Origin of the sequence: Alkaliphilus metalliredigens QYMF (assembly GCF_000016985.1) — a bacterium.
GTDB lineage: Bacteria > Bacillota > Clostridia > Peptostreptococcales > Natronincolaceae > Alkaliphilus_A > Alkaliphilus_A metalliredigens.
The window spans coordinates 4,633,536-4,652,059 of sequence record NC_009633.1 but is presented as its reverse complement, the minus strand read 5'-3'; the positions used below and the strand labels follow the sequence as shown (position 1 = coordinate 4,652,059).

Annotated in this window: 17 protein-coding genes; all 17 read left to right on the top strand. The window is 40.0% G+C overall.

Going from position 1 to position 18,524, the window contains the following annotated elements; all coding sequences use genetic code 11:
* Nucleotides 1–18: 18 nt before the first annotated feature.
* The 17 genes from meaB to lysS all read left to right on the top strand — a co-directional run bounded on the left by meaB (nucleotide 19) and on the right by lysS (nucleotide 18,001).
* The gene (meaB, locus tag AMET_RS22695; protein WP_012065500.1) at nucleotides 19–960 is read left to right on the top strand and encodes a methylmalonyl Co-A mutase-associated GTPase MeaB; all 942 of its coding nucleotides are present in this window, start codon (nucleotides 19–21) and stop codon (nucleotides 958–960) included.
* 14 nt (nucleotides 961–974) lie between these two features.
* Nucleotides 975–1,385: a methylmalonyl-CoA epimerase gene (mce, locus tag AMET_RS22690; protein ID WP_012065499.1), complete on the top strand. Its 411-nt coding sequence runs from the start codon at nucleotides 975–977 to the stop codon at nucleotides 1,383–1,385.
* Between the two features lie 70 nt (nucleotides 1,386–1,455).
* Nucleotides 1,456–3,003, top strand: coding sequence for an acyl-CoA carboxylase subunit beta (locus AMET_RS22685; RefSeq protein WP_012065498.1), 1,548 nt, complete (start codon nucleotides 1,456–1,458; stop codon nucleotides 3,001–3,003).
* A gap of 35 nt (nucleotides 3,004–3,038) precedes the next feature.
* A complete protein-coding gene (locus tag AMET_RS24640) occupies nucleotides 3,039–3,440 on the top strand; it encodes an OadG family protein (protein WP_012064321.1) in 402 nt (133 codons plus the stop codon).
* Between the two features lie 22 nt (nucleotides 3,441–3,462).
* The gene (locus AMET_RS22675) at nucleotides 3,463–3,849 is read left to right on the top strand and encodes a biotin/lipoyl-containing protein (RefSeq protein WP_012064320.1); all 387 of its coding nucleotides are present in this window, start codon (nucleotides 3,463–3,465) and stop codon (nucleotides 3,847–3,849) included.
* 37 nt (nucleotides 3,850–3,886) lie between these two features.
* Complete coding sequence (locus tag AMET_RS22670; RefSeq protein ID WP_012064319.1) at nucleotides 3,887–5,125, top strand: sodium ion-translocating decarboxylase subunit beta; 1,239 nt, start codon at nucleotides 3,887–3,889, stop codon at nucleotides 5,123–5,125.
* Between the two features lie 240 nt (nucleotides 5,126–5,365).
* On the top strand, nucleotides 5,366–6,346 hold the full coding sequence (locus tag AMET_RS22665) for a biotin--[acetyl-CoA-carboxylase] ligase (protein WP_012065497.1): 981 nt from the start codon (nucleotides 5,366–5,368) through the stop codon (nucleotides 6,344–6,346).
* Nucleotides 6,347–6,420: 74 nt separating this feature from the next.
* The gene (locus AMET_RS22660) at nucleotides 6,421–7,818 is read left to right on the top strand and encodes a sigma-54 interaction domain-containing protein (protein ID WP_012065496.1); all 1,398 of its coding nucleotides are present in this window, start codon (nucleotides 6,421–6,423) and stop codon (nucleotides 7,816–7,818) included.
* A gap of 324 nt (nucleotides 7,819–8,142) precedes the next feature.
* Nucleotides 8,143–9,696: an acyl CoA:acetate/3-ketoacid CoA transferase gene (locus AMET_RS22655; protein ID WP_012065495.1), complete on the top strand. Its 1,554-nt coding sequence runs from the start codon at nucleotides 8,143–8,145 to the stop codon at nucleotides 9,694–9,696.
* Between the two features lie 30 nt (nucleotides 9,697–9,726).
* Nucleotides 9,727–11,010, top strand: coding sequence for a GntP family permease (locus tag AMET_RS22650; protein WP_012065494.1), 1,284 nt, complete (start codon nucleotides 9,727–9,729; stop codon nucleotides 11,008–11,010).
* A gap of 274 nt (nucleotides 11,011–11,284) precedes the next feature.
* Nucleotides 11,285–12,124 carry a methyl-accepting chemotaxis protein gene (locus AMET_RS22645; RefSeq protein ID WP_012065493.1) on the top strand — a complete coding sequence of 280 codons (840 nt, stop codon included), beginning with the start codon at nucleotides 11,285–11,287 and terminating at the stop codon, nucleotides 12,122–12,124.
* A gap of 129 nt (nucleotides 12,125–12,253) precedes the next feature.
* On the top strand, nucleotides 12,254–12,778 hold the full coding sequence (locus AMET_RS22640; RefSeq protein WP_012065492.1) for an ECF transporter S component: 525 nt from the start codon (nucleotides 12,254–12,256) through the stop codon (nucleotides 12,776–12,778).
* Nucleotides 12,779–12,806: 28 nt separating this feature from the next.
* Nucleotides 12,807–13,613: a type III pantothenate kinase gene (locus AMET_RS22635; RefSeq protein ID WP_012065491.1), complete on the top strand. Its 807-nt coding sequence runs from the start codon at nucleotides 12,807–12,809 to the stop codon at nucleotides 13,611–13,613.
* A gap of 56 nt (nucleotides 13,614–13,669) precedes the next feature.
* The gene (gene dusB, locus AMET_RS22630; RefSeq protein WP_012065490.1) at nucleotides 13,670–14,635 is read left to right on the top strand and encodes a tRNA dihydrouridine synthase DusB; all 966 of its coding nucleotides are present in this window, start codon (nucleotides 13,670–13,672) and stop codon (nucleotides 14,633–14,635) included.
* 165 nt (nucleotides 14,636–14,800) lie between these two features.
* Nucleotides 14,801–15,724 carry a hypothetical protein gene (locus AMET_RS22625; RefSeq protein ID WP_012065489.1) on the top strand — a complete coding sequence of 308 codons (924 nt, stop codon included), beginning with the start codon at nucleotides 14,801–14,803 and terminating at the stop codon, nucleotides 15,722–15,724.
* Nucleotides 15,725–16,006: 282 nt separating this feature from the next.
* Nucleotides 16,007–16,483: a transcription elongation factor GreA gene (greA, locus tag AMET_RS22620; RefSeq protein WP_012065488.1), complete on the top strand. Its 477-nt coding sequence runs from the start codon at nucleotides 16,007–16,009 to the stop codon at nucleotides 16,481–16,483.
* An 18-nt stretch (nucleotides 16,484–16,501) separates the two neighbouring features.
* Nucleotides 16,502–18,001, top strand: a complete 1,500-nt coding sequence (gene lysS / locus AMET_RS22615; protein WP_012065487.1) for a lysine--tRNA ligase — start codon at nucleotides 16,502–16,504, stop codon at nucleotides 17,999–18,001.
* Nucleotides 18,002–18,524: the final 523 nt, after the last annotated feature.

The window sequence follows — 18,524 nt, the reverse complement described above, 5'->3', positions numbered from 1 at the left end:
TAGGAAGGCGGTGGACCCATGGAGTTGGATGAGAGGCTGCTACAAGGAGATAAACGAGCTGTAGCGAGATTAATTACCATGGCTGAAAATGAAGAACCAGAGGCGACGGCGATTTTATCAAGGCTCTATCCTCATACGGGAAAGGCAAGGATTATTGGAATCACTGGACCACCTGGGGCGGGTAAGAGCACCCTAACAGATAAGCTAGTTAAAATCCTCCGTAAAAAAAATAAGACTGTCGGAATTATTGCTGTAGATCCCACTAGTCCTTTTACAGGGGGAGCAATACTAGGGGATCGTATACGAATGAGTGATCTGTACACTGATCCTGGTGTTTTTATTAGGAGTATGGGGACCCGGGGACATTTGGGTGGCATCTCTAGAGCCACCCAGTCCGCCATTAAAATATTAGACGCCTATGGTGTGGATTTTATTATCATCGAGACAGTAGGAGTGGGTCAGTCGGAAGTTGATATTGTGAAAACAGCGGATACGGTACTGATGGTGATGGTTCCTGGTTTGGGGGATGACATTCAGGCGATTAAGGCTGGGATCATGGAGATTGGAGATGTTTTCGCCATCAACAAGGCAGACCGGGAAGGCGTAGAGAGAACGCGGATTGAAATTGAAATGATGTTGGATTTTAACCATTTGGACTGGAGACCCCCTGTCCATCAAGTCATCGCTACGGAAAATTCGGGGATTGATAGCCTGATGGAAAGCTTGGAGAAGCACTATCAGTACTTAGTAGAAAGTGGAGAGTTGGTAGAAAGACGCAAAAGAAATAGTGAGCTTGAGATACTGGCATTGACGCAAGAAAACCTACTCAATCGAGTGCTACGGGATCAGGAATCTAGAGAAGAGATAAAGGATTTAGCGGCATCGGTAGTCAATAGAAGTATCGATCCTTATAGAGCTAGTCAAAGACTGATTCGAAATATTATTAAGGGTGAGCAATGAAAGGAGGTCAAATAATGAAAATTGGGAAATTAGACCATATTGGTATTGCTGTTAAAGATCTTGACGAGACACTGAAATTTTATCGAGACATATTAGGGCTAGAATGTTTGGGTACAGAAACTGTTGAAGAACAGAAGGTGAAGGTTGCGTTTCTACCTGTAGGAGATACTGAGGTGGAACTACTGCAGTCTACTGAATTAGATGGTCCCATTGCTAAATTTATTGAAAAAAAGGGTGAAGGAATTCAGCATCTTGCCTTCCGCGTTGATAATATTGAAGAAGCCATTGAAGAAATGAAGGCAAAGGGAGTCCGTATGATTGATGAGAAACCAAGATATGGTGCGGGAGGAGCTAAAATTGCCTTTTGTCACCCGAAAAGTACAAATGGAGTCTTAATTGAATTAAGTGAGCGACAAGAAGAGTAAATTATGTGTTATAATATCAAGGTGAGGTTTTATGACCTAGTACTATATTTTGTTAATTAGGAGGTATACAATGGCTGAACATAAGTTAGAAGAGCTTCGTCAGCAAAAATCAAAAATCCAAGAAGGTGGCGGAGAAAAGCGTATCGCGGCCCAGCATGAAAAAGGAAAGTTAACAGCTAGAGAAAGAGTTAATTTACTGTTTGATGAAGGATCATTTGTTGAAATAGATGGTTTTGTCAAGCACAGATGCGTGAACTTTGGCATGGAAACGGTCGATGCACCGGGTGAAGGTGTCATCACTGGATATGGAACTGTAGAGGGGAAATTGGTTTATACTTACGCCCAGGATTTCACTGTTGTGGGTGGATCCCTAGGAGAAATGCATGCCAAAAAGATTTGTAAGGTACAGGATATGGCAGTGAAAATGGGGGCACCAATCGTTGGGATGAACGATTCCGGTGGTGCCAGGATTCAAGAAGGAGTCGACGCCCTCTCTGGATATGCACATATTTTTTACCGTAATACAATTGCCTCGGGAGTGATTCCTCAAATCACTGCCATTATGGGACCTTGTGCAGGAGGCGCTGTGTATTCACCGGCATTAACAGACTTTATTTTTATGGTGGATCAAAGCAGTCAAATGTTTATTACAGGACCCCAGGTCATTAAGACCGTAACAGGAGAAGAAGTCACCTCCGAGGAGCTAGGGGGAGGCATGACCCATAACCGCATCAGTGGTGTTGCCCATGGCGTAGCCAATAATGATGAAGAATGTATTCTAGAAATTCGTAGATTATTGAGCTTCCTACCCTCTAACAATATGGAGGGGGCACCGGTATTTGAAACAGAGGACGATATTAATCGAATCATTCCAGAATTAGATGACATGATTCCAGATAGCCCTAATAAGCCCTATGACATGAAGACGATTATTGAGATGCTAGCAGATGATGGAGACTTTTTTGAAGTACAACCATACTTTGCAATGAATATTATCACTGGTTTTATTCGTATTAATGGTCAATCTGTTGGGGTCATTGCAAATCAACCAAAGGTATTGGCAGGCTGTTTAGACATTAATGCCTCAGATAAAGCCGCACGATTTGTTAGAACCTGTGACTGCTTTAATATTCCAGTTTTAAATATTGTAGACGTACCAGGGTTTTTGCCTGGCAAAGGCCAGGAGCATGGTGGGATTATTCGTCATGGGGCCAAAATGCTTTATGCCTACAGCGAAGCCACGGTACCAAAGATTACATTGATTGTACGAAAGGCCTATGGGGGTGCATACATTGCTATGTGCTGTAAAGAATTAGGTGCGGACTTAGTACTGGCATGGCCTACAGCTGAAATTGCTGTCATGGGAGCCGAAGGAGCTGCAAATATTATCTTCCGTAATGAAATTAAAGACGCAGAGGACCCACAAGCCCTTAGGGCGGAAAAGATTGCAAACTACAAACAGGAATTTGCAACCCCCTATAAAGCTGCGGAGAGAGGGTATGTTGATGATGTCATTGAACCTTCATCCACCAGACCAAGATTAGTCAGTGCCTTAAATATGTTAGCCAGTAAAAGAGATTCAAGACCATCTAAAAAGCATGGTAACTTGCCAGTCTAATACATGAAACTGAATTCAAAAGAGGTGATTAGTCAATGACTTTGTTAGAAAAAATGAAAGTATCCATCGATCAAATGACCATGGCGGAAAAATTAGGTGGCAGTTTACAGGCCACGGTAATGGGGGTTTCAATTGTATTTGTGGCCCTGATGTTTCTATTTTTAGCCATTACCATAATGGAAAAAATGCTTTATGGTGCAGAACAAAAGAAAACAAAAAAGGAAGTGCCTGTACCGGTTGAAGCAACAATAGAGGAGGCTGAGGAAGAGGACACAACCTCTGACACAGAGCTAGTGGCCGTAATAACAGCAGCTATCGCAGCCAGTCTACATACATCTACTCACAATATTGTGGTGAGAAACATTGTGCGGACCTCTGAAAACACACCGGCTTGGGCTCGGGCTGGACGTGGGGAGCAAGTTCAAAGTCGTCTATAATATCATAAGGAGGAAATCAACCATGAAAAAGTTTAATATTACTGTAAACGGAGCGTCATATGAGGTAGAAGTTGAAGAAATTAAGGACGGATCTGTGGCGTCTGCACCGAAGGCACCAACTGCAGCACCAGTGGCAAAGCCTGCAGCACCAAAGGCAGCAGCCAAGACTGAAGCCAAATCAGGGCCAGTGGCAGGAGCCACTAAGGTGGAATCACCAATGCCAGGAAACATATGGAAAATTCAAGTTAAAGAAGGACAAGAAGTAAAGAATGGTCAAGTACTTATAATCTTAGAAGCGATGAAAATGGAAAATGAAATTGTCGCTCCTTGTGATGGAACAGTGGCTGCCATTCATGTTTCAGAGGGTGCATCCGTCAATGGAGGAGATGCGTTAGTTTCTTTAAAATAATACAACTTCATAAAATGGATTGAAAGGAGATGCACAAATGCTTGATGTGGTCATGAAATTTTGGGAAACCACTGGTTACGCCAATATCACATGGCAAGCCCTAGTTATGATGGGTGTTGCTTGTGTTTTATTATATCTTGCCATTGGAAAAGGGTTTGAACCACTGCTACTTGTACCCATTGCCTTTGGAATGCTACTGACGAATCTGCCGCAATCCGGGGTGATGGAGCTAGGGCATACGGTCCTCAGGGCTTTGACTCCAGGAACTGTGGGAGAAACAGTTCAAATGCTGGCAGAGCCAACAGCAGAAATGCTAAGAGAAGGAATTCCGGCTCAGATTTATACAGAAACACCGGGAGGATTGCTGCAATACTTTTATAGAGGTAATCAATTGGGGATTTTTCCACCTCTGATCTTTTTAGGGGTAGGGGCTATGACAGACTTCGGACCGTTAATTGCCAATCCTAAGAGTTTGTTTTTAGGTGCTGCAGCTCAATTAGGGATCTTCTTTACCTTTACTGGAGCCATTTTGATGGGCTTTACAGCACAGGAATCCTCTGCCATAGGGATCATCGGAGGGGCAGATGGACCCACGGCAATTCTTATTACAGCCATTATGGCCAGTCATTTACTAGGACCCATTGCTGTGGCAGCTTATTCCTATATGGCCCTTGTGCCAATTATTCAGCCACCGATTATGAAGGCGCTGACAACTAAGGAAGAGCGTATGATCAGGATGAAGCAGTTAAGAAATGTAAGTAAAAAGGAAAAAATTATTTTTCCAATCCTAGTGACAATTCTAGTGTCTCTACTGTTGCCAGCGGCAACGCCTTTAATAGGAATGCTGATGTTTGGTAACTTACTGAAGGAAAGCTTAGTAACGGACCGACTTTCTAAAACCGCACAAAACGAGTTGATTAACATTGTAACCATTTTACTAGGGTTAAGTGTGGGTGCCAGTGCAAGAGCAGAGGAATTTTTACAGATAACGACAATCCAGATCATTGTATTGGGAATGGTGGCCTTTGCAGTTGGATCTGCAACCGGTGTGATCCTAGCTAAATTTATGAATAAGCTAATGGGTGGAAATGCCATTAATCCATTAATTGGATCAGCAGGGGTATCGGCTGTACCAATGGCTGCCAGGGTATCACAAACAATGGGACAAAAAGAAGATCCAACAAACTTTTTATTAATGCATGCCATGGGACCCAATGTGGCAGGTGTGATTGGATCAGCAGTAGCAGCAGGGGTTTTACTATCTTTGTTTAACTAAAAAGCAATACAAATGAATTGATGATAAAGGTAAGGAGAGGTGTGTTCAACGCACCTCTCCTTACCTTTATCAAACTTTCTAGAATTGTTATGTACTTACTGTAGTTGCCAAAATCACAATCTTTCATTAGAATGAGGTATATCGTGTTTTAAATAAGTGAGATAGTTAATGTGATTCAAGAAACGAGAATGTGAATTGAAAAGGATTTACTACCATAGATTGTGAGAGGAGGGTTAATTAATGAAAGATAAAATTTTGAAAGAGTTATATGAGCATCAAGAAAACCATATATCGGGAGAGTATTTGAGAAAAAAGCTAAATGTCTCTCGAACTGCCGTATGGAAGCAAATTCAATCATTGAAGGAAGAAGGGTATGTGATTGAGACAATGAGCCGGAAGGGCTATCGATTGCTAGAGCAGCGGGATGAAATTCTTCCGGGAGGAGTTAAGTTTAATTTAAATACCAGGGAAATTGGCAAGGAGATTAAATATTTTGACACCATAGACTCCACTAATACTTACAGCAAGACCATTGCCCTAGAAGTCCCACATGGAACCATTGTTATGAGCGACGAGCAAGTTGGTGGTAGGGGGAGATTAGGACGAAATTGGAGTTCGCCTAAGGGGGAGGGGATATGGATGTCTCTAATCCTAAAACCTGGAATTCCTCCTAATGAAGGGATGAAGGTGAGTCATATTGCAGCTGCAGCCGTTTGCAAAGGAATTAGAGAAATTACGGGATTGGAGGCCTTGGTTAAGTGGCCAAATGATATTGTGATTAATGGTAAAAAAGTATGCGGTATCTTAACGGAAGTTGCTGGGGAATTAAATGAAATACATTATTTAATTGTGGGTATCGGAATTAATGTGAACAACATTGATTTTCCAACAGAATTAGAGGAAAAGGCAAGCTCTCTTTTGATTGAAGGCAAGAAAAAATATGATCGTAAGGAATTGATCGTAAAAATCATCTCTATATTTGAGAAATTCTATGATTCCTTCATTAAGGAGGGAAGCTTAGAAGAAGTGTTAAGGCTATGCAGACAATATAGTGCCTTAATCGGTAGGGAAGTGGTGATCATCAAGGGCGGATCTCAAGAAGCAGCAAAGGTACTGGGTATGACAGATGAAGGGTTTTTAGAGGTAGAATTGTCTGATGGAAGGATTGAACATATTTTTTCTGGGGAAGTATCCGTTCGAGGACAAGGAACGTATGTATAATAAGCATTGAGCAATGGAGAGCACAAGTGTATAATAGATGTAATATTAATGATGGGGAGTAGGAGGTGTTTGCCATGTCACTAGAAACCATAAAGAAAGACAAACATAATCAGGAGCTTTTGGATCTATATAAGGATATTATTGATTGTTCCTTTAACTGGATCGTTGTCGTAAATCAGGGTGGTTACATTATATTGCTTAATCAAGCATACTGTGATTTCATCGGGGTGGAACAGTCGGAGTCTATTGGAAAACATGTGACGGAGGTAATTGAAAATACAAGAATGCATATTGTGGTGAAGACAGGGCGTCAGGAAATTGGAGATATTCAAAAGATTAAAGGAAATCAGATGGTGGCCAACCGAATTCCCCTTTATCGTGATGGAAAATTAATTGGTGCAGTGGGAACCGTTATCTTTAAAGACTTAGTAGAGATGGGGGCCTATATGGATGCAGTGAAGTCCATGGAAGAAGAGCTAGCGTTTTATAAGGAAGAGCTAAAGAAGGTGATGGGCAACAGCCATACATTCGATAGTATCATTGGGAGCAGTGAAGAGATTAAGTGGGCTAAGAAGCTTGCCAGTAAAGTGGCCAACACAAAATCAAATGTATTATTGCTAGGAGAAAGCGGTACTGGTAAAGAGTTATTTGCCCAAGCCATCCATAACCACAGTCCTAGAGCTGATTTTCCTCTGATCAAGATTAACTGTGCAGCCATCCCGGACGAACTTTTAGAATCGGAGCTCTTTGGCTATGAGGAAGGTGCCTTTACAGGGGCCAAGAAGGGTGGAAAACCTGGCAAGTTTGAGCTAGCCAATAAAAGCAGCATTTTCTTAGATGAAATTGGAGACATGCCTGTGAGTATGCAGGCCAAACTTCTGCGGGTTATTCAGGAAAAGGAAATTGAACGGGTAGGAGGCATTAAAACCTATCCAATTGATGTGAGGATTATCGCAGCCACCAATCAAGACTTAGAAGAGATGGTGAAAAACAAGGAATTTAGAGAAGATCTTTATTACCGTCTTAATGTGATCAATATCAAGATTCCCCCCCTGCGAGACAGAAAGGGAGATGTGACAGTCATTGCTGACTACCTTTTGAAAAAACTCTCTAGTGAGATGGGAACATCAGTAACAGAAATATCATTAGCGGCATTAGAAGCACTTCAAGCGTACCATTGGCCTGGGAATATTAGAGAATTGGAAAACGTGATTGAGCGCGCTTTAAATTTGATGGACATGGAAGGCGTTATTATGGCGTATCATTTACCCTATTTTGTTCGGAAGTCCATCAAGGAAAACAAGACCAATAATCATGAGTCCCTAAGGGTAATTACTGAAGCAGTTGAAAAAAAGGTAATTGAAGAGTGTTTAGTGAAAACAAGGGGCAATAAATTTCAAACAGCTAAGCTATTAGACATTAGTCGGACAAGCTTATATGAAAAAATAAAAAAATATGGATTAGAAAATTAGATTAAAGCCACTGTTAGGAGTACGCAGTGTTAGAATAATGAACACTGTAAAGTAAGTGAACAATAATGCGGATAAATGTTATTAATTAGAAGCCTTCCATGAAAATAAAAGCGTTGAAGGCTGACAACAATTAATTGAAAATTTAGAAAACGATATAAGAATGTAAAGTAAATGAACAAATCCATTTTGAAATAAACACTAAAATCTCTTAAATATTTTTTGAAAAGTGTAATTTTTTGATGCCTACTTGATCACACTAAAAACAGTGAAACTGGCACGAAGATTGCATTAAAATAATTCAAATGAAATGAAGGAGGTTTTTTCATGGCAGTAAAATTCTTAACAGCCGATGAAGCAATAAAGCAAATTCCATCTAATGCAACAGTAGCTACTGGGGGATTCGTTGGAGTGGCAGTTCCAGAAGAGTTGGAAATCGCACTAGAAAAGAGGTTTTTAGAGACGGGTGAACCTCGAAACCTAACGTTGGTTTATGCGGCAGGCCAGGGGGATGGTAAGGAGAAAGGATTAAATCACTTAGGTCATGAAGGCTTGCTTAAGAGAGTAGTCGGTGGACACTGGGGATTAGTACCAAAGGTCCAAAAACTTGCCTTTGATAATAAGATTGAAGCCTATAACTTTCCCCAAGGCGTTATTTCTCATCTATTTAGAGACATTGCAGCAGGAAAGCCCGGAACTTTAACTCATGTAGGGTTGAAAACCTTTGTAGATCCAAGAGTACAGGGTGGAAAGCTCAATAAGCTAACAAAAGAAGATTTAGTTGAGGTAATGGAAATTTCAGGAAAAGATTATTTGTTCTACAAAACATTTCCAATTAATGTTGCTTTGATTCGGGGAACGTATGCCGATGAAAATGGAAACGTTACCATGCAAAGAGAAGCAGCTTCATTAGAAGTATTATCCATTGCCCAAGCCTGCAAGAACTCTGGAGGAATGGTTATTGTACAGGTGGAAAAGGTTGTAAAAAATGGCACATTAGATCCTAGGCTAGTAAAAATTCCTGGGATTTACGTGGATAGTATTGTTGAGGTTGAAGACATGGCAAACCATATGCAAACATTTAGTGAAGCATATAATCCTAGCTATACAGGAGAAACAATGGTGCCGATTAACTCTTTAAAGCCCTTACCATTAAGTGAGCGTAAAATCATTGCTCGACGTGCTGCTCAAGAATTGATTCCAAATGCCATTGTCAATCTTGGAATTGGAATGCCTGAAGGGGTAGCGGCTGTTGCCAATGAAGAAGGACTCGGAGACGAAATGATTTTAACGGTAGAGCCGGGCCCTATTGGTGGGGTGCCAGCTGGTGGATTAAGCTTTGGAGCTGCCATGAATCCAGAAGCAATTATCGATCAACCATATCAGTTTGACTTTTATGATGGCGGTGGATTGGACGTTGCATTCTTAGGGCTTGCCCAATGTGATGAAACTGGAAATATCAATGTAAGTAAATTTGGTCCTAAAATTGCGGGAGCCGGTGGCTTTATTAATATCACACAAAATGCGAAGAAAGTGATTTTCTGCGGTACATTTACAGCCGGTGGATTAAAGGTAGAAGCAAAGGATGGGCAATTAAACATTCTTCAAGAGGGTAAAGTAAAGAAATTTATCGAGGAAGTAGAACACATTACCTTTAGTGGGGAGTACGCAGTTGAAACAAAGCAAACAGTACTTTACATTACAGAGAGAGCTGTATTTGAATTAAGTGAAAAAGGAATTGAATTAACTGAAATTGCTCCTGGCGTTGATTTACAAAAAGATGTTCTAAATCAAATGAGCTTTAAACCAACGGTTAGTCCAACGTTAAAGCAGATGGACCCAAGTATATTTAAGCCTGAAAAAATGGGCATTAAATTATAAAAAAATAGAGAAAATGGAGGGAGAAAAGTTATGATAGGAATTATTATAGGTTTAGCTTTATTGATGTACCTAGCATATCGTGGGATGTCCATCATATGGGTTGCCCCACTTGCTGCATTGGTTGTTGCATTTACAGGAGGGCTTGAATTATTACCGGCCTATACACAAGATTATATGGGTGGATTTGTAGGTTTCGCTCAGTCATGGTTCCCGGTATTTATGCTTGGAGCAATATTTGGTAAATTAATGGATGACTCTGGAGCTGCTCGGGCTGTAGCGGTATTAATTACAAAGGCATTTGGAACGAAGAGAGCCATTATGGCGGTTGTAGCAGGTTGTGCCGTTCTAACCTACGGTGGCGTTTCGTTATTCGTCGTTGTATTTGCAATGTATCCATTAGCTCTTGCTTTATTTAGAGAGGCGAACATCTCTAGAAAATTAATTCCTGGAACGATTGCATTAGGTTCCTTTACATTTACAATGACTGCAATCCCAGGAACACCACAAATTCAAAATCTAATTCCTAGGGACTATTTTGGGACCACAGCTATGGCAGCACCCATTATGGGTATCGCCGGTGCAATCGTCATGTGTGGTGGTGGACTATTATGGTTAAACTACCGACAAAAACAAATGGCTGCAGCAGGAGAAGTATTTGTAGAGTTAACTGAAAAAGTGGAAGAGGTAGATGTTTCTACGCTACCAAATCCATATTTATCATTAATCCCCCTAGTATCAATTATTTTATTGTTAAATGTAGCTGAATTAGATATTATTATTGCATTAGGTATTGGAATCTTATTGACAATTGCATTGAACTTTACGAGATTACCTAAGCTTGTACAAACAGTCAATACAGGTGCATCTGGATCTGTATTAGCGATTATTAATACAAGTGCTGCTGTTGGATTTGGAGCAGTTGTAAGAGCGGTACCAGGTTTTGAAACCTTAACAGAAATGGTGCTTGGAATTGGTGGAAATCCGCTAATATCGCAAGCTGTAGCTGTAAACGTATTGGCCGGAGCAACAGGATCTGCTTCTGGTGGTATGGGAATTGCTTTAGCTGCATTGGGTGATCGTTTTGTGGAATTAGCGGCAACATCAGGAATTCCACTAGAAGCATTCCATAGAGTTGCATCTCTTTCCAGTGGTGGATTGGATACATTACCACATAATGGTGCGGTGTTAACACTATTAGCTGTTACAGCAATGACTCACAAGGATTCATACAAGGATATTTTCATGGTTGGAACAGCCATCCCTGTGTTAGCTGTTATCACAGCAATTATTTTTGCCAGTGTTGGATTAGTATAGTAAGTTGAAAATTGGAAGGGGGAATCCTCTTCCAATTTTCTTATTACGTAGTTAAATTCTTTTAGAAAGCTCATTTGAAATTTAAGTGGGTTATGGTCAATGCCAGCGCAGCAAAACAATTATATTTTCCCTCTTATGAACAAAAAGAATCATAGACACAACACCTGATGTCATTTATAATAATGACAATAAACATTGTATTTCGACATGGGTATAGATATAAAAACAATTGTGGAATACAAAGGAAAAATGATATCTAAAGGAGTGGGAGAAGATGAATGAGCATTCAACATTACTAGAAGCGTTTACAAAGGTACTACCTCTTATGAAGCAGCTACATACCAGTGATTTAGCAGTGGTTACCTGTGATCGCGAAAAATATGTAGGGTACGCACCAGGAACAAGTGTACAATTTCCTGTTAAACCTGGAGATCCACTTAAAAAAGAGACGGTAATTAATCAAGCAATGATACAAAACAAACAGATTATTAAAAGGATGGGAAAAGAACTTTTTGGATTTCCTTACATTGCCATTGCAATACCAATTCATGAAAATGGTCAGGTTATAGGTGGGGTATGTTTTCTGGAATCAATTGAAAAGCAAGATAGATTACTTGAAATGACAGAGGCCCTTTCATCTGGAATGTCGCAGCTACAAGCTTCCTCTCAAGAGATTGCTGCAGAGTCAGAAAGCATGTCTAACACAGGTCAGTACTTGATTAAGCTTTCGGATGAAGCCATTAAACACACGCAAATGACAGAAGAAATTACAATAATGGTAAAGAAAATTGCAACTCAAACAAACCTATTAGGACTCAATGCGGCCATAGAATCCGCAAGACTTGGGGAAGCAGGTAGAGGATTTAGTGTTGTGGCGGAGGAAATTCGTAAATTAGCGACTTCTATCCAAGGATCAATTGAGAAAATTGATGGCATCGTAAGTGGGTTGAAAAAAACAAACGGGGAAGTAGCAAAGGAAGCGGTTCACATTGAAGAGGCTACAAAACAGCAGGTAGAGGCTGCCTATCAGGCCAGCGCAACCATGGAAAATCTGTACACATACATTGAGGAATTGCGTCAAGAGGCACAAAATTTAAGTGATGTCACAAAATAGTTGAAAATATTATAAGAAACTGTTAAAATGATTACGACAAAATAGCTAGCATCCTTTAGGAGCTAGACTTTTGAAGATCTAAAAAAAATAGTCCGGCATCTTTTAAAGAGCTGGAACGGAGGTGTAGGTATGGTTACAACAACCAAACTAACTACAAAAAAAATGGCACTGGCTGGAATGCTTGCAGCATTTTCTGTGGTGCTGAGTATGACTCCCCTGGGGTATATACCATTACCGATCTTAGGAGTTAATGCAACTACGATGCATATTCCTGTGATCATTGCTGCTATCGTAGCTGGACCAAAGGTCGCTACTTTTGTAGGACTAATTTTTGGAGGAAGTAGTTTTTTAAGGGCAAATACTCCCTTCTTCGCAGATCCATTGGTAGCCATTTTACCAAGATTGCTAATTGGAGTTATGAGTTATTATGCTTATCGTGCATCTAAAAACATAATTGTTGCAGCAGTGGTAGGAACTGCCACCAATACACTGGGTGTACTGGCAATGATTTATGTTAGAGGATATCTACCGTGGTCTGTAGTCCTTGGTATTGCAACCATGAATGGTATTCCTGAAATGATTCTTTCTGCATTGATTGTTTATGCTGTGGGGAAAACGCTGAAACACTTCATTAAAGATGAAGCACTTCATTAAATAACAAGGAAGCTGAGAAGGTGAACAGATGATTTTAGTCGTTGATGTAGGAAATACGAACATCGTTTTAGGCTTATATGAAAAACAAGAACTAGTAGACTTCTGGCGAATTTCTACAGATGAAGATAAAAGCTCTGATGAATATAGCGTATTGATCAACCAACTTTTTCAATACAGTGGATTGAATATCAAAACCGTTGAAGATGTGATTATATCTTCAGTTGTTCCTAATATTATGTATTCTCTAGAGCACGCAATCCGAAAGCTTTGTAATGTAGAGCCCTTAGTTGTAGGACCTGGTGTAAAAACTGGTATCAATATTAAATATGATAACCCTAAGCAGGTAGGCGCTGATCGGATTGTCAATGCAGTAGCTGCCTTTGAAAAGTACGGTGGACCTTTAATTGTCGTTGACTTTGGAACTGCCACAACTTTTTGTGCCATTTCTGGACATGGAGAATATCTTGGAGGAACAATCTCACCAGGTATTAAGATTGCCAGTGATGCCCTTTTCCAAAGAGCAGCAAAGCTTCCTCGAGTGGAATTAGTAAAACCAGGGAAAGTGATTTGTAAAAGTACTGTCAGTAGTATGCAAGCCGGGATTGTCTATGGCTATGTAGGGCTGGTAGAGTACATTGTCAATAAGATGAAGAAGGAGTTTAACGTTCGAAGTAAAATCAAAGTAGTGGCCACTGGGGGGCTTTCTACACTGATTGACAGTGAAACCCAGTGCATTGATGTTGTAGATAAGTTCTTGACCCTTGAAGGATTATCACTGATTTACGAACGGAACCGACAGGAGCGTCAAGCAATATTAAAGGAAAGCCAGGCATAAGCCTGGCTTTGTTTTTTGATGTATAGGGTATACTAGTGGAGAGGTGATTCAACAGTATGAAAATAGGTGACATATCTTTACATAGCAAGGTGTTTTTAGCCCCAATGGCAGGGGTCACAGATCTGCCATTTCGACTCATTTGTAAAAAAATGGGCTCCGGTATGGTTTATATGGAAATGGTTAGTGCCAAGGGACTTTATTATGGAGACAAAAAAACAGAACGGCTACTTCAAATTCATCCTGAGGAGAAACCAGCTGCTTTGCAAATCTTCGGATCGGAACCTGACATCATGGCCAAGGCGGCATATATGCTCAATGACCGAGAGAATATAATTTTAGATATTAATATGGGATGTCCCACGCCCAAAATTGTGAAAAATGGAGATGGGAGTGCTTTGATGCTAGACCCACCAAGAGCTGCTCGGGTTGTAAAAGCTGTTGTAAGAGAATCAATTAAACCTGTGACAGTAAAGATTCGAAAAGGATGGGACGATAAGCAAATTAATGCTGTAGAGATGGCAAAAATATTGGAAGACAGTGGTGCCCAGGCAATTGCCGTCCACGGAAGAACAAGAGAGCAGTTTTATTCAGGAAAAGCAGATTGGGATATTATCAAGCAGGTGAAAGAAGCGGTGACAATCCCTGTTATTGGAAATGGTGACGTTTTTTCGGTAGAAGATGCCAGGGACATGCTTGAACAGACCCAGTGTGATGGAATTATGATCGGTAGAGGGGCTCAAGGAAATCCTTGGATTTTCAAACGGGTGGATGCCTATATGAAAAACGGAGAAGTCTTAGCTGAACCAGGCTTAGAAGAACGTGTGGAAATGATCTTAGAACATATGGATTTGGTCATTAAATATAAAGGAGAATATATAGGAATTCGGGAAATGAGAAAGCATGTTGGTTGGTATTTAAAGGGTCTGAAAAATTCAGCAAGCATTAGAAATCTGATTAATCGAATTGAGAGTTCCCAAGAGATGAAGCTTCTACTAGAAGACTATGGGAAAGAAAATCGTTAAACAAACTTCATATCCTCAATATAATTAAAAGGACCGCTAGGATCAGTCTCATTATGTTTCGTAGTCGTCACTGTATATAGAAAAGGAAACAGGTAATAATACAAATATCTTTTCTTAAGTAGAGAGAGGTGACGGTGGCTTCAATGAACTGGGGAGGAATCTAGATTGAAAAGAGTCGTGAGTGTTAGTTTAGGAAGTGCTAAAAGAGACCACTGCGCAGAAATAGAGTTGATGGGCGAGACCATCCAAATAGAGCGTATTGGGACTAATGGTAATATACAAAGGGCCATTAACTTGATTAAGGACTTAGATGGAAAAGTAGATGCCTTTGGAATGGGTGGGATTGATTTATACCTATGGGCGGGTCAGCGTAAGTACATATTAAGAGATGCCATAGGCATACAGAAAGCTGCACAGAAGACACCCATTGTTGATGGTTCTGGATTAAAAAACACCTTGGAGCCAAGGGTTATTGAGTATTTGTATAAAGAAAGAATTGTTGAGTTTGCCAATAAAAAGGTATTGATTACTTCTGCTATGGACCGATTTGGAATGGCTGAAGCCATTGATGGAAAAGGAGCTCGGTTAACCATCGGAGATTTGATATTTGCACTGAAGGTGGACTGTCCACTTTATTCCCTAAAAACACTAAATAGAGTGGCTAAAATTCTTGCACCTATTGCATGTAAGCTTCCACTTAGCATGTTGTATCCCACGGGAAAGCAGCAGGATGGAAAAATAGATAGGAAAATAGGAAGCTATTACCAAGAAAACGATATTATAGCTGGAGACTATCACTATATTAGAAGGTATATGCCCGAGAGACTTGATGGGAAAACGCTGATTACCAACACAGTCACACAATTGGACGTAGAAGAACTAAAAGCCAAGGGTGTGGCGCTACTGGTGACAACGACCCCAGAACTAGAGGGAAGATCCTTCGGGACCAATGCAATGGAGGCAGCAATCGTGGCCTTAGGGAGAAATGAAACAATAAAACAATGGCCTCGGAGCTATGAGACGATACTGGAGGAGATTAATCTGAAGCCAAGGATTTTGCGTCTGCAAGATTTTCCCTTTTTAACTTGACAATTCATACGCCCTATCTTATAATAACTACAATATCAAGGAATGATAAGCACTGTGTCCAATCAGTGCTTCTTATGATTGTATAAGAAGGATAAGAGATCTGCTGGAATGATCGCATCGTCTTAACGGATATAATTACCATGATCATCGGAGGATAAATTCGATATAAGGACATATATTATCAACGAATCTCATACATAATAGATAACGAATTTGCATAAAGCATAAGAAATAGGGTGGCAGGGGAATATTGAAAAACAACACATAAAGGAGAGAGATGGAATGACAGAAAAAGAAGTTCTTTTAACAGCCCAGGGGCTAAAAAAGATTGAAGATGATTTGGAGCAGCTAAAGACAGTGAGGCGTAGAGAGGTTGCAGGTAGAATTAAGCAAGCCATCGCCTTTGGAGATCTTAGTGAGAACTCTGAATATGATGAAGCAAAAAATGAGCAAGCCCAAGTAGAGGAAAGAATTGCTAAGCTAGAAAACATGCTAAGAAAAGCAAGAGTAATCGATGAAAGTGAAATTTCATCTGATGTAGTTAGTATTGGTACAACTGTTGAAGTGAAAGACTTAGAGTATGATGAAATCGTTGAATATACCATTGTAGGTTCTGCTGAAGCGGACCCTTATGAGTTAAGAATTTCTAATGAATCGCCTGTAGGAAGAACATTGCTAGGGCGCAAAGTTGGAGAAGTGGTAGATATACAAATTCCTGATGGCGTGACACAATACAAGGTGTTAAAAATTACAAGATAGGGTTTGGAGGAACTGAGGATGAATGAAGAACAAAGTGTTAGTGAACTTCTGCAAATTCGGCGTGAAAAGTTAAAGTATTTACAAGATTCAGGGCAAGATCCCTTTAAGATTGAAAAGGTACATATCACCCATTATAGTGAGCAAATCCAAGAAGATTTTGAAGCACTTGAAGGTCAAAAAGTAACCATCGCAGGAAGAATGATGGCTAAGAGAGGCCACGGTAAAGCGAGTTTCATCAATATTCAAGACAAAGATGGGCGAATTCAAGTTTATGTTAGAGAAGATAAAATTGGTGAGAAGGCATATGAACTGTTTGTGACCTATGATCGTGGCGACATTTTAGAGATTCAAGGAGAAATATTCAAAACCAATAAAGGGGAAGTATCAGTCAAAGCCCTTGAAGTCAAGTTATTAACTAAATCTCTACAGGTTCTTCCTGAAAAATGGCATGGGTTAAAGGATCAAGACTTGAGATACCGTCAAAGATATGTAGATTTAATCGTCAATCCTGAAGTGAAGAAAACTTTTATGGTACGATCTAGGGCAATCAAATCCATTCGCTCATTTTTAGATGATCGTGGATATATAGAAGTTGAAACACCTATTTTAGATACCATTGCTGGAGGAGCCAGTGCTAAACCTTTTACAACCCATCATAATACATTGGGTATTGATATGTATTTAAGAATTGCCACAGAACTACATTTAAAGCGTTTAATTGTGGGTGGTCTTGATCGTGTATATGAAATTGGCCGTCTTTTTAGAAATGAAGGAATGTCTATTAAACATAATCCTGAATTCACGACAATTGAACTATATGAGGCTTATGCAGATTATAAGGATATGATGGATATTACAGAAAACATTGTTGCCCATGTTGCTGAAAATGCGTTGGGAACAACTAAAATTACTTACCAAGGAACTGAGATCGATCTGACGCCACCCTGGAGACGGATTTCTATGACTGACTCTTGTAAGGAATATGCAGATGTTGATTTTAGTGAGATCAAGACGGATGAAGAAGCCATTGAATTGGCCAAAAAACTAGGCTTAGAAGTAAGGCCTGGTATGAAGAAGGGGCATGTGATTAATGAGGTTTTTGAAACATTCGTAGAGAAGCATCTGATGCAACCTACTTTCATTACACATCATCCTGTAGAGGTGTCACCCTTGGCTAAGCGAAATCCTGATAACCCAGAAATCACAAATCGATTTGAGGCATTTGTAAACACATGGGAAATTGCCAATGCTTTTTCTGAGTTAAATGATCCAATTGACCAAAGAGCGCGGTTTATGGAGCAATTAGTTCAGAGAGAAGCCGGAGATGATGAAGCTCATATGTTAGATGAGGATTTCTTAAATGCGCTAGAAGTAGGCCTACCGCCTACTGGTGGACTGGGCATCGGTATTGATAGATTAATGATGCTACTAACTGATTCTCCATCTATTAGGGATGTATTACTTTTCCCAACAATGAAGCCACTTGATCAGAACAAGCAGGAACAAGAAGAAGAGTAATCGTCTCAATAAGGTCTGTCAATGGAGGATCTGAGACTGTTTAAAACTTTCATATTCTTTGCTTTAAAAACCCAGCACTCTTACGTAATATGTGGGTGCTGGGTTTTATTCTGTCTGTAATTCATATGTTTTGAACGGTCTGTACCTAAAATGAGGCTTGGTTTAAAAGTGCCAATGATACGATACTTATAATAAGGAATATTTAAATCATCTTTAGGGTTTGAATAAGTATATTGTATTGATTAATATGGGTGAATATACCATTTGACTTTGAGGTGAAGAGCTGTTATAGTAGTACAAGTCGTCGTAAGGCGGAGACTACTTGAATAAACATAACATAACCAAACAAAACCAGACAAAATAAAAAGTTTTGAAAAAGTGTTGACATATGTCATCAAAAATGATATATTGATTAAGTTGCCAAAACGCGACGGGTTATACCAAGCAAGTTAGAAATCAGGTCTTTGAAAACTAAACAGTATAGATGTAAGCCAGCATATTACAAGTAGATTGCCAAAGTCTT

What these genes read in the sequence shown, in the direction of transcription:
- AMET_RS22655 (WP_012065495.1), top strand. Translation starts at nt 8,143, where the DNA reads ATGGCAGTAAAATTCTTAACAGCCGATGAAGCAATAAAGCAAATTCCA.
- lysS (WP_012065487.1), top strand. Translation starts at nt 16,502, where the DNA reads ATGAATGAAGAACAAAGTGTTAGTGAACTTCTGCAAATTCGGCGTGAA.
- AMET_RS24640 (WP_012064321.1), top strand. Translation starts at nt 3,039, where the DNA reads ATGACTTTGTTAGAAAAAATGAAAGTATCCATCGATCAAATGACCATG.
- AMET_RS22640 (WP_012065492.1), top strand. Translation starts at nt 12,254, where the DNA reads ATGGTTACAACAACCAAACTAACTACAAAAAAAATGGCACTGGCTGGA.
- mce (WP_012065499.1), top strand. Translation starts at nt 975, where the DNA reads ATGAAAATTGGGAAATTAGACCATATTGGTATTGCTGTTAAAGATCTT.
- AMET_RS22650 (WP_012065494.1), top strand. Translation starts at nt 9,727, where the DNA reads ATGATAGGAATTATTATAGGTTTAGCTTTATTGATGTACCTAGCATAT.
- AMET_RS22660 (WP_012065496.1), top strand. Translation starts at nt 6,421, where the DNA reads ATGTCACTAGAAACCATAAAGAAAGACAAACATAATCAGGAGCTTTTG.
- AMET_RS22685 (WP_012065498.1), top strand. Translation starts at nt 1,456, where the DNA reads ATGGCTGAACATAAGTTAGAAGAGCTTCGTCAGCAAAAATCAAAAATC.
- meaB (WP_012065500.1), top strand. Translation starts at nt 19, where the DNA reads ATGGAGTTGGATGAGAGGCTGCTACAAGGAGATAAACGAGCTGTAGCG.
- AMET_RS22675 (WP_012064320.1), top strand. Translation starts at nt 3,463, where the DNA reads ATGAAAAAGTTTAATATTACTGTAAACGGAGCGTCATATGAGGTAGAA.
- dusB (WP_012065490.1), top strand. Translation starts at nt 13,670, where the DNA reads ATGAAAATAGGTGACATATCTTTACATAGCAAGGTGTTTTTAGCCCCA.
- AMET_RS22635 (WP_012065491.1), top strand. Translation starts at nt 12,807, where the DNA reads ATGATTTTAGTCGTTGATGTAGGAAATACGAACATCGTTTTAGGCTTA.
- AMET_RS22665 (WP_012065497.1), top strand. Translation starts at nt 5,366, where the DNA reads ATGAAAGATAAAATTTTGAAAGAGTTATATGAGCATCAAGAAAACCAT.
- AMET_RS22645 (WP_012065493.1), top strand. Translation starts at nt 11,285, where the DNA reads ATGAATGAGCATTCAACATTACTAGAAGCGTTTACAAAGGTACTACCT.
- greA (WP_012065488.1), top strand. Translation starts at nt 16,007, where the DNA reads ATGACAGAAAAAGAAGTTCTTTTAACAGCCCAGGGGCTAAAAAAGATT.
- AMET_RS22670 (WP_012064319.1), top strand. Translation starts at nt 3,887, where the DNA reads ATGCTTGATGTGGTCATGAAATTTTGGGAAACCACTGGTTACGCCAAT.